The organism is Paraburkholderia sp. J94 (assembly GCF_905220285.1).
Taxonomy (GTDB): Bacteria; Pseudomonadota; Gammaproteobacteria; order Burkholderiales; family Burkholderiaceae; genus Paraburkholderia; species Paraburkholderia tropica_A.
Genome location: NZ_CAJMZH010000021.1, coordinates 75,676 through 87,984 on the forward strand (window position 1 = coordinate 75,676; position 12,309 = coordinate 87,984).

A 12,309-nucleotide genomic window follows, 5' to 3' on the forward strand; every position below is an offset into this window, starting at 1 on the left:
CATCGTGGAATTGCTGCCGTGATGCGCCCAAGCCGCTTGATGCAGGCGGAAAGGCCGTGAAAGGCCCCGCTGCTCGCTCCTCGCGCCGGTCACGCAACAGGGGCGCGACCGGCAACGAGGCGGACCATTATTGCGTAAACGCGTTGCGCAATGCAGCAACGGCGGCAGCCGGATCTGCGGCTTCCGTGACGGCGCGCACGACGGCCGCACACGGGGCGCCGGTGGCGAGGACGGCGGGCAAGGCAGCGGCGTCGATGCCGCCGATCGCGACCATCGGCACCACGCCGTCGAGCAGCTGGACATAGCGCGCGAGACGCTTGAGACCTTGCGGCGCGGTCGGCATCTGCTTGGTCGTGGTGGCGAACACCGCGCCGCAGGCGATGTAGCTCGGGCGGAAGTGCAGCGCCGTCAGCATCTCGAAATAGCCGTGCGTCGACAGACCGAGCCGCGTGCCCGAAGCCGCGATCGCGTTCAGGTCGGCTTCGCGCAGATCTTCCTGCCCCAAATGCACGCCGTAGGCGCCCGCGGCGAGCGCGGCCTGCCAGTGATCGTTGATGAACAATTGTGCATCGTGCTTGCGGCCCGCCGCGACGCAGCGCTCGATCTCGCGCGTGAGTTCCGGCGATTCGGGCTGCTTGCTGCGCAGCTGCACGGTCGTCGCGCCGTAGTCGAGCACGCGCTCGACCCAGTCGGCCGTCGGCAGCACGGGATACAGGCCGAGCCGCGCCGGGCACGGCGCGAACGGCTGCGCGGGCGCGTCGGGCAGGCCGAGCACGCGCGGGAAGCGCGCGATGTCGACCGGCCAGGCGTCGGCGTTCTGCTCGTCGCCGTCGCGCCAGGCGAGCGCGAGCACGAGCGCGTCGTGCGGATCGAAACCGCAGTCGAGGAACGCCGCCAGCGCCGGAATCCAGTCCTCGGCCAGCGCGCCTTCGAGCGCGTAGCGCTCGCCGCCCAGATGCAGCGTCACGCGCGCCTGCTGCGGATCGTCGCCGGCGGCTTCGATCACGCCCGCGCCTTCGGTCATCCAGCGCGCGATGTTCGCGAGATGCGGCGCGGCGTCGGTCACGACGATCAGATCGCCGCCGTTGGGCGCGTCGGGCGGCGTCAGGCAGATGCGCCACGGCGCCTGCGTCGCCGCCCAGTCGCCCAGACGCGCGCGGATGCGCTCCGCCGTCGCGGTCAGCGCGTCGGCGGGCGGCCAGAACAGTTCACGGTCCTGAAAATGCAACGTTTCACTCATTACTTGCCTCCATCCTGGTGCCAGAACGGCATGCCGACGACCGGCGTGCTCGCGACGGCGGCTTCGCGCTCGGCCATCGGTCCGGCGAGATACGCGCTGCGGCCCGCCTCCACGCCCAGCGCGAACGCGCGCGCCATCGCATCGGGATGCGTCGCCTGCGCGACCGCCGTGTTCAGCAGCACGCCGTCGAAGCCCCACTCCATCACTTGCGCCGCGTGCGACGGCAGGCCGAGGCCCGCATCGACGATCAGCGGCACGTCGGGCAGCCGCTCGCGCAGCACGCGCAGGCCGTACGGATTGATCACGCCCTTGCCGGTGCCGATCGGCGCGCCCCACGGCATCAGCGCCTCGCAGCCCGCGTCGAGCAGACGGCGGCCGATCACGAGGTCTTCGGTGCAGTACGGCAGCACCTTGAAGCCATCCTTCACGAGCCGCGCGGCGGCTTCGATCAGGCCGACCGGATCGGGCTGGAGCGTGTAGTCGTCGCCGATCAGTTCGAGCTTGATCCAGTCGGTGTCGAACACCTCGCGCGCCATGTGCGCCGTGGTGACGGCTTCGTTGACGGTGAGGCAGCCCGCCGTGTTCGGCAGCAGCGGCACGCCGTGGCGCTTGAGCAGATCGAAGAAACCGGCTTCCGCGCCGCCTTCGTTCATCTGGCGGCGCAGCGCGACGGTGATCATGCCGGGGCGCGCGGCGGCCATCGAATCGGACAGCGATTGCAGCGACGGATAGCGCGACGTGCCGAGCAGCACGCGGCTCTGGAAAGTTTCGCCGTAGAGCGTGAGCGCGTCGGCGCTCGGTTGGGTGGTCATGACAGGAATCCTTGTCGGGTAGCGTGGGCGGCGGTGGCGTTCGCGGGCCTTCGCAGGCGCGCGGATCGGCGGATCAGCCGCCGGCCACCGGGCTCACGACGTCGAGGCGGTCGCCCGCCGACAGCGCGCGCGCGCCATGCTGGGCGCGCGCCACGAAATCGCCATTCACGGCGACGGCGAACGGCGGACGCGCGCCGAACGCGACCAGCGCGTCGGCGACGGTCGCGCCCTCGGGGAGCGTGAGCGGCTTCTGATTGATCTGAATGTCCATAACGATTCGTCTGACTACGTTTGATTCAGGCGCGGCGCAAGCGGCGCGCCTTCGTGGTTCTGTGCGGCGTGTGCGTGCCGTGTTCGTGTGCGTGGCCCGCGCGCGGCTCAGGCCGGTTCGTGCGCGTGCTGCGCGACTTCGGCGCGGCGGTCGTGCAGCATCGACGCCCAGCGCGATTCGCCGCGCAGCGCCTCGAATCCATCGGCGTCCTGAATGCGTCCGGCCAGCAGCGCTTCGGCCACGCGCACCGCTTCGTCGGCGACGGCGGGCGCGATCATGAAACCGTGGCGATACAGGCCGTTCACGCGCAGCGTGTTCTCGCCGTCCCAATAGAGCGCGGGACGATGGTCGGGCAAGGTCGGGCGGCACTGCGAATTGAGTTCGAGAATGCGCGCCTCGCCGAACGCCGGATGGACGGCGAAGGCCGCGCTCAGCAGTTCGAGCGCCGAGCGCACGCTCACCGGCGAGCGGTCCTCGCCTTCGATCTCGGTCGCGCCGATCACGTACACGTCGTTCTGCTTCGGCGCGATATAGAGCGGATAGCGCGGATGCAGCAGGCGCACCGGACGCGTCAGGCCGATACCCGGCGCGTGCACGCGCGCGACCTCGCCGCGGATGCCGCGCAGCGCGGGCATCACGGGCTTGGCGCCGAGTCCGCGGCAGTCGATCGTCACGCGTGCGGGCGGCGGATTCGCATCATCGACGGTCGTATTCCAGTGAGTTTGCACGCCGCGCTGCGCGAGGCCCGCAGCGAGCGCGGCCAGCGCCTGGCGGTTGTCGAGCTGGCCTTCGCCGTCGAGCAGCCAGCCGCGCGCGAAACGCCCGGCGAGCGCCGGTTCGGCGGCGTCGAGCTGCGCGCCCTGGAGCGTCATGAAATGCGCGTCGGCGAGCGCGCGCGGCGCGTTGGCGCGCACGCGGCGCTCGAACAGCGGCGCTTCGGTACGGTCGGCGTGATGCCAGACCACGAGCGTGCCGTTGCGCTGGAAGAACACGGGCTCGGGCAGCTCGGCGAGAATGCGCGGCCAGGTGTCGAGCGATTCGACGCCCAGTTCGGTGATCAGCAGTTCGGCGACGGCGGCTTCCGCGAGCGGCGCGAGCATGGCCGCCGCGACCCAGGCCGCGGCTTCGCCGCCTTCGGGGCCGCCGCGCTCGTAAAGCGCCACGCGATGCCCCGCGCCCGCGAGACGCCACGCGACGAGACGTCCGCACAGGCCGCCGCCGACGACGGCGAAATCGGGCACGGCAGAGGACACCGAAGCAAGCGGCGAAGTCGCCGTAATCGGGGAGCGAACTGTTTGAGATGAAGAAGGTGCGGTCATCGTATCCTTTCCGTACGGCAAGAAGCATGCGTACCCAAGGACGAAACCGGCTGGCAAGGCCGGCCGTGCAAACGATGCGCGCGAAATGGAAGCTGCGCTGCACGCGTTGCCCGGCGGGAATCTGGACGCCCGTGCCCGAACCGGAGGAACGGACCCATAAAAACAGCGCCAGCAAGACTTTCCGGAAACTTCCCGCGCCGGTATTACCCGGATCGGGTGCGAAGGGTCTCTCTCAGCCTCACTGCGGCATGCCCGGCATACCGGTGAAGCACCCCTGTTTCGTCAGCGGTCATTAGACCACAAAAGACGCGCGCGCCGCAAACCGCCCAGCAGGCCGGTTTGGGTGCTTCAAATGCTGCATTGCGGGCGATTTATCACGGTTTTTCATGGGTCAATTCCTGTGCGCCGGCACGGGCGCATTCATGCGTTTTCCTCATCGTTTCCGTGCTGTCCTGGCCCTTCGGAGCGGGGCGTGCAAGCGGCGCTCTGGCACAATGCCCCGATCTCCCGGAAGCCGCCCTGCCGTGCGCGGGCGGTGAGAGAATGGGACCCGCGTGGCATTAAGACTCACTTAAGCGGCTCGCGACAGAATCGCCAGGCAACCGCCATCAGGGCACAACATCAGGACGCTCATGACCAACCCCACTCCCCGCGCCACGCCGGATCAGAACGAGCATCACAAGATCACGGCCTGGAGCCTCATCAAGCCCTATTGGGTCTCCGAGGAACGCTGGATCGCATTGGGCCTGCTCGTCGCGATCATCGCGATGAATCTCGCCGTCGTGTGGATCAACGTGCGCCTGAACAGCTGGAACGCGGACTTCTACAACGCCCTGCAAAACAAGGACGTCAAGCAGTTCCCGCATCTGCTGATGATCTTCACGGCGCTCGCGTTCGGCTTCATCATCCTCGCGGTCTATGGGCGGTATCTGCGCCAGATGCTCGGCTTCCGCTGGCGCCAGTGGCTCACGACGCGCTTCATGAACGAATGGCTCGAACAGGGCGCGTTCTACCGCATCGAGCGCGACCGTCTCGCCGACAACCCCGACCAGCGTATCAGCGACGACCTGCAATCGTTCGCCACCACCACGCTCTCGCTGACGCTGGATCTGCTCTCGACGATCGTCACGCTGGTCTCGTTCATCACGATCCTGTGGTCGATCGCGGGCGCGCTCACCTTCTCGCTCGGCGCAACGCCCATCACGATTCCCGGCTACATGGTCTGGGCCGCCGCGCTCTACGCCGTGTTCGGCTCGGTCGTGATCCAGAAGGTCGGCCATCCGCTCGTGTCGATCAACTATCAGCAACAGAAGGTGGAAGCGGACTTCCGCTTCGGCCTCATCCGCCTGCGCGAAAACGCCGAGCAGATCGCGCTCTACGACGGCATGAAAACCGAGCGCGACAATGCGCAGGGCCTCTTCGAGCACATCCGCGAAAACTGGTGGCGCGTGATGAAGTACACGAAGCGCCTCACCTTCGTGCTGAGCTTCTACGGCCAGATCGCGATCATTTTCCCGATCGTCGTGGCCTCGCCGCGCTACTTCGCGGGCGCCTTCACGTTCGGCGTGCTGATGCAGATCTCGCAGGCCTTCGGCACCGTGAGCGACTGCTTCTCGTGGTTCATCAACAGTTACGCGAGCCTCGTCGAATGGCGCGCTACCGTGAATCGTCTGCGTGAATTCTCGCGCGTGGTGCATTCGCCGCGTCTGAAGGAAACCGTCTCGCCGGCCACCGAGCACGGCGGCATCAATCTGCATTACGTCGATGCGGGCGAGTTGAGCACCGGGCACCTCAAGCTCGCGCTACCCAACGGCCAGCCGCTCTCGGAAGTGCGCGACATCGCCATCAAGCCGGGTTCGCGCTGGCTCGTGCGCGGCCCGTCGGGCGCGGGCAAGAGCACGCTGATGCGCGCGCTCGCGGGCCTCTGGCCGTTCGGCGAAGGCTCGATCGACGCGCCCGTGGATGCGCGCATGATGTTCATCCCGCAGCAAAGCTATCTGCCGATCGGCACGCTCAAGGCGGCGCTCACCTACCCCGCGCACGCCGACGCCTACAGCGACGAGGAATGCCGCGAAGCGCTGCGCGCGTGCCGTCTCGAAGGCTACGTCGACCGTCTGGAAGAATCGGCGCACTGGACGCGCGTGCTCTCGCCGGGCGAACAGCAGCGTCTCGCGGGCGCGCGCGTGCTGCTGCACAAGCCCGACTATCTGTTCCTCGACGAAGCGACCAGCGCGCTCGATCCCGACAACGAAAGCCGTCTCTACAAGCTGTTCATGGAGCGTCTGCCGAAGGCGGCGATCGTGAGCGTCGCGCATCGCGAATCGCTCTCGATGTATCACGACGAGACGCTCGAAATCGCGCGCTCGCCTGAGGAGCGCGTGGCCGCGTGACTATCGCGGCCGATCATGCGCGCGTCGTCCTGATCACGGGCGCGGGCTCGGGCATCGGCGCGGCGCTCGCGCGCCGGCTCGCCGCGCCTGGCGTGTCGCTGATGCTGCACGCACGCGGCGCCGATGAAGCCTCGCGCGCGCGCCTGGCCGAGGTCGCGCAAACGTGCGAAACGCACGGCGCACTCTGCGCGACGGCCTGTGCCGATCTCGCCGAAACGCTCGCCGCCGCGCGACTGATCGACACCACGCTCGAACGCTTCGGCGCGCTCGATCAACTCGTCGCCAACGCGGGCCACGCGCGGCGTCAGACGCTGGCCGAACTCGACGCCGACGCGCTCGCCGACGCCTTCGCCGCCATGCCCGCCGCGTTCGCGGCGCTCGTGCGCACGGCCCGGCCGGCGCTCCTGCGTTCGGCGCGCGGCCGCGTGGTGGCGGTCAGTTCGTTCGTCGCGCATCGCTATCGCGCCGACGCGCCGTTCGCGGCCACCGCCGCCGCGAAGGCCGCGCTCGAATCGCTCGCGAAAACTGCCGCCGCCGAACTCGCGCCGCACGGCGTGAGCGTGAATTGCGTCGCGCCCGGCTATACGCGCAAGGACGCCGGCCCCACGCCCGAAAACGCGCCTGCCTGGGCACGCGCCGCCGAAGCGACACCGCTGGGCCGCGTGGCCGATCCCGCCGACGTCGCCGAACTCATCGCCTTCCTGCTCTCGGACGCCGCGCGTCATATCACCGGCCAGACCATCCACGTCGACGGCGGACTGACGCTGGGCTGATCGCTTCACGCCGATCCCGCGTAGCCCGCTCCATTCATTCGCTCGCTAGCGAATCACCGCCGCCGCAAACCGCGCACGCAGCGCAAACATCGCCCACGCAATTCGCACGCGACGCGAACACGCGTGCACCATCGCGCGAATTCGCGAGCGAAAGCGCACACAATGCCCGGCTTCCTTACGGCTTCCCTGGCCGCGGCAGCCTGTCGCACCGTAAAATAGCGCCGTTCGAGCATCGGCGGCCCGCCATCAACGCGCGCCTCGACGCATCGCCAGCGGCCCGACCCACCGGACGCCGCTTTCGCCACCCGTCGCCACGCCGGTCGTGGCGCGCACAACAATCTGGGGACGACGCGCGATGGCAGCATTTCAATGGTTCAAGGAACTGAACGCACGCGAGCGCCGCACGCTCTACGCGGGCTTCGGCGGCTACGCCGTCGATGCGTTCGACTTCATGATCTACTCGTTCCTGATCCCGACACTCATCGCCGCCTGGGGCATGACGAAAAGCGAAGCCGGCATGATCGCCACCAGCTCGCTGATCTCGTCGGCGATCGGCGGCTGGCTCGCGGGCATCCTCGCCGACCGTTACGGCCGCGTGCGCGTGCTGCAATGGACCATCGCCACGTTCGCGCTCTTCACGTTCCTCTCCGGCTTCACGCACTCGTTCTGGCAACTGCTCGCCACGCGCACGCTGCAAGGCATCGGCTTCGGCGGCGAATGGTCGGTCGTCACGATCATGATGGCCGAGACGATCCGCTCGCCGCAGCATCGCGCCAAGGCCGTGGGCACCGTGCAGAGCAGCTGGTCGTTCGGCTGGGGCGCGGCGGCGATTCTCTACTGGGCGTTCTTCGCGCTGCTGCCCGAGGAATACGCGTGGCGCGCGTGCTTCTGGATCGGCATCCTGCCCGCGCTGTGGATTCTCTACGTGCGCCGCAACGTGAGCGATCCCGAGGTGTTCCTGCAAACGCGCCGCGCGCGCGAGGCCGGCGACGTGCAGGGCCACTTCCTGCAGATTTTCGCGCCCGCGCATCTCGCGACCACGCTGCTCGGCAGCGCGCTGTGCACCGGCATGCTCGGCGGCTACTACGCGATCACCACGTGGCTGCCCACCTATCTGAAGACGGTGCGCCATCTGTCCGTGTTCAACACGAGCGGCTATCTGATCGTGCTGATCGTCGGCTCGTTCACGGGCTATATCGTCGGCGCGATTCTCTGCGACAAGATCGGCCGGCGCGCCTCGTTCATCCTGTTCGCGATCGGCTCGTTCGCGCTCGGCATGGCCTACACGATGCTGCCGATCACCGATGCCGCGATGCTCGCGCTCGGCTTTCCGCTCGGCATCGTCGTGCAGGGGATTTTCGCGGGCGTCGGCGCGTATCTCTCGGAGCTGTATCCGAACGCGATCCGCGGCTCGGGACAGGGCTTCTGCTACAACCTCGGACGCGGCCTCGGCTCGTTCTTTCCGATTCTCGTCGGCACGCTCGCGCAGACCACGACGCTCGTGAAAGCGATCGGCGCGGTGGCGGGCGCGGGCTATCTGCTCGTGATCGTGTCGGCGCTGTGCCTGCCGGAAACGAAGGGCAAGGTGCTGGGCGATCACGGTGCGCCGGACGATGCTTCGAGCGCCGCCGATATGCATGGCGATATGCACGCCGATATGCACGCCGACTCACGCACTAAAACGCCCGCCCAAACGACTAGCCAGCCGCCTGCGGACTCCACTGCACGATGAGCCCGAACATGCTGCAATACCTCCCGTCCCTCCCAATACGACCGGCATGAAAACGATCGTCCTCGGCGCCGGTGTGATCGGCGTCGCTACTGCGTACTATCTGAGCGAACGAGGCTGCGACGTCACGGTCATCGAGCGCGAGCCGGGCGTCGCGCTCGGCACGAGCTTCGGCAACGCGGGCGTGATCGCGCCCGGCTACGTCACGCCGTGGGCCGCGCCGGGCATGCCGGCCAAGCTCATCAAGTATCTGCTCAAGCCCACTTCGCCGCTGATCTTCCGGCCCGCGCTGGACGCCGCCCAATGGCGCTGGATCGCGCGCTGGCTGCGCGAATGCGACCTCGCGCGCTTTCGCGTCAACAAGCAGCGCATGCAGCGCATCGCCTATTACAGCCGCGAATGCCTGCACGCGTTTCGCGCGCAGCATGCGTTCGAGTACGGCCGCAGCCAGGGCTATCTGCAACTCTTTCGCAGCGACTACGACGTCGAACTCGCGCAGCCCGCGCTGAACGTGCTGCGCGACGCGGGCATCGCGTATCGCGAACTCGACGCCGACGCCTGCGCGCAGATCGAGCCGGGCCTCGCGTGGTCGCGCGTGAAGCCGGTCGCGGGCGTCTATCTCCCCGACGACGAAGCAGGCGACTGCGCGCGCTTCACGCGCGAGCTGCGCGCCGTGTGCGAGTCGCGCGGCGTGAAGTTCGTCTTCGATACCGAAGTGCTCGCGCTCGAAGCCGCGGGCGGCAAGGTGACGGGCGTGCGCGTGCGCGCCGTGCCGGGCCGCGAGGCGCGCAACCGCCGCGAGCAGCGCCGCGCGCCCGCCGAAGTGCTGCGCCCCGCCGATCGCGCCGAACCCGCCGCCGACACCTCGCCGCAAACGCTGGCCGCCGACGCCGTGGTGGTCGCGCTCGGCGTGGAAAGCGCGGCGCTCGTCGCGCCGCTGGGCGTGCGCGTGCCGCTTTATCCGGTGAAGGGGTATTCGGCCACGCTGCCGGTGGTCGACGAGCACAAGGCGCCGCGCGCCGCGCTCATGGACGAGTCGCTCAAGACCGCGATCACGCGTTTCGGGCCTTATCTGCGCGTGGCGGGCACGGCGGAACTCGGCAACCATCGCACGACGCTGCGCGAGCAGGCGCTGCAAACGCTCATGAAAGTGCTCGACGACTGGTTCCCGCACGCGGCCACGCCGTCGTCGGCGCAATTCTGGGTCGGCAGGCGGCCGATGGTGCCGGACGGCGCGCCGCTGCTGGGCGCGTCAGGCGTCGACGGTCTGTGGATGAACGTGGGCCACGGCTCGACGGGCTGGGCGATGTCGATGGGCTCGGGCCGCGTGGTCGCCGATCTCGTGACGCGGCACGCGCCGGAGATCGATCTCGATGGGCTGACGTTGGCGCGGTATCGGCGATAAAGCTGAACGTGCGAGGCGTTGGAGCCTCGTTTAAAGCGTCACACTCGCCAGCGCCTCATACTTCGCGCCCTGCTTCGCCAGCGTGCTCGAATACAGCACGAGCGAGGTGAAGCGCAGCGGCGGCAAGCCGTCGCCGTCCGCCGCGGGCGGCGCGGCGCGCGCATCGCGAGTGAAGCGCGCGAGCGTCACATGTGGACGAAACGCGCGCGCATCGAGCGACAACCCCACTTCGCCCATCGACGAACGCACGCCCCAGTCGAGCGCCGTGAACGCCTCGGACATCGGCAGCACGGCCACCATCAGACGCGGCTGCGCGCGGGCGGGCCAGCATTCGATACGGGTGACCGGCGCGGCCGGAAACGGCGAGGCCAGCGTCGCGGCCCGTTGCGCGAGCCGCCCGGACAGCGCCTCGCCCTGCGCGAACGACATCGCGCCGATGAACGCCACCGTCATGTGCAGTTGCGCGTAGGGCACGCGCCGCGCATCGGGCGGCACGTCGAGCGCGGCGAGCGCGTCGCGCGACGGCGCATCGGGCGCGAGCGCGATGAAGCAGCGCCGCCATTGATCGGCGTCCTTGCTGCTGGCGTGTCTTCCTGCGTCTGCGTTGGCTTCCCGGGCTTCGGACATGATCGGCAGTCCTCGAACGGTCGGACAATCGACAATCGACACATGGTAGCGCGCCCGCGCGGCGCGGTACGCCCGTGACAACCCGCAAACATCCGCACGCGCGCGGGCTCCAGACGAAAAAAAAGCCGGGTCACCCCGAAGGGTGCCCGGCTTCCTGGCATGTGTCTCCTGCCGTCTCCCGCGCGTCCTGTCCTGGCGACGGACGCGCTGGATTTAGCGCAGCGCGACGCCGCTTAACGCGGCAGCTCCGTGCTACCCATCAGGAACGCATCGACGGAGCGCGCACATTGACGGCCCTCACGGATCGCCCACACCACCAGCGACTGGCCACGGCGCATATCGCCTGCCGTGAACACCTTGTCGACCGACGTGTAGTACGCCTTCTCGCCTTCGGTCGAGGCACGCACGTTGCCGCGCGCATCCTTGTCGACGCCGAACGCTTCGAGCACCGGCGAAACCGGCTGCGTGAAGCCCATCGCGAGCAGCACCAGATCGGCCTTCATTTCGAATTCCGAGCCCGGCACTTCGACCATCTTGCCGTCCTTCCACTCGACGCGCGCGGCGATCAGCTTCTCGACCTTGCCGTTCTTGCCTTCGAGGCGCTTGGTCGCGACCGCCCAGTCACGCGAGCAGCCTTCCTCGTGCGACGACGAGGTGCGCAGCTTGACCGGCCAGTACGGCCACACGAGCGGCTTGTTCTCGACTTCCGGCGGCTGCGGCAGCAGTTCGAACTGCGTGACGCTCTTTGCGCCGTGACGGTTCGACGTGCCCACGCAGTCCGAGCCCGTATCGCCGCCGCCGATCACGACGACGTGCTTGCCCTTCGCCACCAGCTGGTCCGTCAGCTTGTCGCCCGCGTTGACCTTGTTCTGCTGCGGCAGGAACTCCATCGCGTAGTAGACGCCTTCGAGTTCGCGGCCCGGCACCGGCAGGTCGCGCGGCGTTTCCGAACCGCCCGCGATCACCACGGCGTCGAACTGATCCTTCAGCTCGTCCGGCGAAATGGTTTCCTTCGCCGTGTTGCCAATCCACGCCGGCAGGTCGCCCTTGCCGATGAACACGCTGGTGCGGAACGTCACGCCTTCGGCTTCCATCTGGCGCATGCGGCGGTCGATCAGCCACTTTTCCAGCTTGAAGTCGGGGATGCCGTAGCGCAGCAGGCCGCCGATGCGGTCGTTCTTTTCGAACACGGTCACATCGTGACCGGCGCGCGCCAGTTGCTGCGCCGCAGCCAGACCCGCGGGGCCCGAACCGACGACGGCAACCTTCTTGCCCGTCTTGTGCTTCGCGACTTGCGGCGCGACCCAGCCTTCGGTCCAGGCCTTGTCGATGATCGCGTGCTCGATCGACTTGATGCCGACCGGGTCGTTGTTGATGCCGAGCGTACACGCCGATTCGCAGGGTGCCGGGCAGATACGGCCCGTGAACTCGGGGAAGTTGTTCGTCGAGTGCAGGACTTCGATCGCGCTCTTCCAGTCCTGGCGGAACACGAGGTCGTTGAAGTCGGGAATGATGTTGTTGACCGGGCAGCCGTTGTTGCAGAACGGGATGCCGCAGTCCATGCAGCGAGCGCCCTGGACCTTCGCGTCGGCGTCGGAGAGCGCCGCCACGAATTCCTTGTAGTGCTTCACACGCGTGAGCGGTGCTTCGTACGCCTCATGCTGGCGCTCGAACTCGAGAAAACCGGTTGCCTTACCCATGTGGTTCTCGTCTATCTAATCTATTCAGTGAGGGGGACCGCGC

9 protein-coding genes, 1 pseudogene and 1 riboswitch are annotated in these 12,309 nt (G+C 68.1%); of the genes and pseudogenes, 4 read left to right on the forward strand and 6 right to left on the reverse strand.

From position 1 onward, the window contains the following. Nucleotides 1-127 precede the first annotated feature (127 nt). The 4 genes from thiE to U4Y88_RS33605 all read right to left on the reverse strand — a co-directional run bounded on the left by thiE (nucleotide 128) and on the right by U4Y88_RS33605 (nucleotide 3,576). Nucleotides 128-1,240, reverse strand: coding sequence for a thiamine phosphate synthase (thiE, locus tag U4Y88_RS33590; protein ID WP_321789172.1), 1,113 nt, complete (start codon nucleotides 1,238-1,240; stop codon nucleotides 128-130). Then, nucleotides 1,240-2,052, reverse strand: coding sequence for a thiazole synthase (locus tag U4Y88_RS33595; protein ID WP_321789174.1), 813 nt, complete (start codon nucleotides 2,050-2,052; stop codon nucleotides 1,240-1,242). The genes thiE and U4Y88_RS33595 overlap by 1 nt, the downstream gene beginning before the upstream one ends. A gap of 73 nt (nucleotides 2,053-2,125) precedes the next feature. Then, nucleotides 2,126-2,323, reverse strand: a complete 198-nt coding sequence (gene thiS / locus U4Y88_RS33600; protein ID WP_065062715.1) for a sulfur carrier protein ThiS — start codon at nucleotides 2,321-2,323, stop codon at nucleotides 2,126-2,128. Between the two features lie 107 nt (nucleotides 2,324-2,430). Beyond that, on the reverse strand, nucleotides 2,431-3,576 hold the full coding sequence (locus tag U4Y88_RS33605; RefSeq protein WP_321789176.1) for an FAD-dependent oxidoreductase: 1,146 nt from the start codon (nucleotides 3,574-3,576) through the stop codon (nucleotides 2,431-2,433). A 238-nt stretch (nucleotides 3,577-3,814) separates the two neighbouring features. Further along, nucleotides 3,815-3,928, reverse strand: a riboswitch (TPP riboswitch). A gap of 346 nt (nucleotides 3,929-4,274) precedes the next feature. Here U4Y88_RS33605 and U4Y88_RS33610 point away from each other — a divergent pair. The 4 genes and pseudogenes from U4Y88_RS33610 to U4Y88_RS33625 all read left to right on the forward strand — a co-directional run bounded on the left by U4Y88_RS33610 (nucleotide 4,275) and on the right by U4Y88_RS33625 (nucleotide 9,939). Beyond that, nucleotides 4,275-6,032: an ABC transporter ATP-binding protein/permease gene (locus U4Y88_RS33610; protein ID WP_310632747.1), complete on the forward strand. Its 1,758-nt coding sequence runs from the start codon at nucleotides 4,275-4,277 to the stop codon at nucleotides 6,030-6,032. Between the two features lie 2 nt (nucleotides 6,033-6,034). Further along, complete coding sequence (locus U4Y88_RS33615; RefSeq protein ID WP_321789207.1) at nucleotides 6,035-6,805, forward strand: SDR family NAD(P)-dependent oxidoreductase; 771 nt, start codon at nucleotides 6,035-6,037, stop codon at nucleotides 6,803-6,805. A gap of 355 nt (nucleotides 6,806-7,160) precedes the next feature. Further along, a pseudogene (locus tag U4Y88_RS33620) lies at nucleotides 7,161-8,411 on the forward strand (MFS transporter); the annotation flags it as partial. Between the two features lie 172 nt (nucleotides 8,412-8,583). Further along, nucleotides 8,584-9,939, forward strand: a complete 1,356-nt coding sequence (locus U4Y88_RS33625; protein WP_321789177.1) for a D-amino acid dehydrogenase — start codon at nucleotides 8,584-8,586, stop codon at nucleotides 9,937-9,939. Nucleotides 9,940-9,969: 30 nt separating this feature from the next. On the opposite strand, the gene thpR is transcribed toward U4Y88_RS33625, so the two are convergent. Continuing rightward, nucleotides 9,970-10,566 (reverse strand): RNA 2',3'-cyclic phosphodiesterase, encoded by a 597-nt coding sequence (thpR, locus tag U4Y88_RS33630; RefSeq protein ID WP_224017128.1) that lies wholly within the window; start codon nucleotides 10,564-10,566, stop codon nucleotides 9,970-9,972. Between the two features lie 233 nt (nucleotides 10,567-10,799). After that, nucleotides 10,800-12,266 (reverse strand): glutamate synthase subunit beta, encoded by a 1,467-nt coding sequence (locus tag U4Y88_RS33635; protein WP_321789179.1) that lies wholly within the window; start codon nucleotides 12,264-12,266, stop codon nucleotides 10,800-10,802. Between the last annotated feature and the right edge of the window lie 43 nt (nucleotides 12,267-12,309).

What these genes read in the sequence shown, in the direction of transcription:
- U4Y88_RS33635 (WP_321789179.1), bottom strand. Translation starts at nt 12,266, where the DNA reads ATGGGTAAGGCAACCGGTTTTCTCGAGTTCGAGCGCCAGCATGAGGCG.
- U4Y88_RS33595 (WP_321789174.1), bottom strand. Translation starts at nt 2,052, where the DNA reads ATGACCACCCAACCGAGCGCCGACGCGCTCACGCTCTACGGCGAAACT.
- U4Y88_RS33625 (WP_321789177.1), top strand. Translation starts at nt 8,584, where the DNA reads ATGAAAACGATCGTCCTCGGCGCCGGTGTGATCGGCGTCGCTACTGCG.
- thiS (WP_065062715.1), bottom strand. Translation starts at nt 2,323, where the DNA reads ATGGACATTCAGATCAATCAGAAGCCGCTCACGCTCCCCGAGGGCGCG.
- U4Y88_RS33610 (WP_310632747.1), top strand. Translation starts at nt 4,275, where the DNA reads ATGACCAACCCCACTCCCCGCGCCACGCCGGATCAGAACGAGCATCAC.
- thiE (WP_321789172.1), bottom strand. Translation starts at nt 1,240, where the DNA reads ATGAGTGAAACGTTGCATTTTCAGGACCGTGAACTGTTCTGGCCGCCC.
- thpR (WP_224017128.1), bottom strand. Translation starts at nt 10,566, where the DNA reads ATGTCCGAAGCCCGGGAAGCCAACGCAGACGCAGGAAGACACGCCAGC.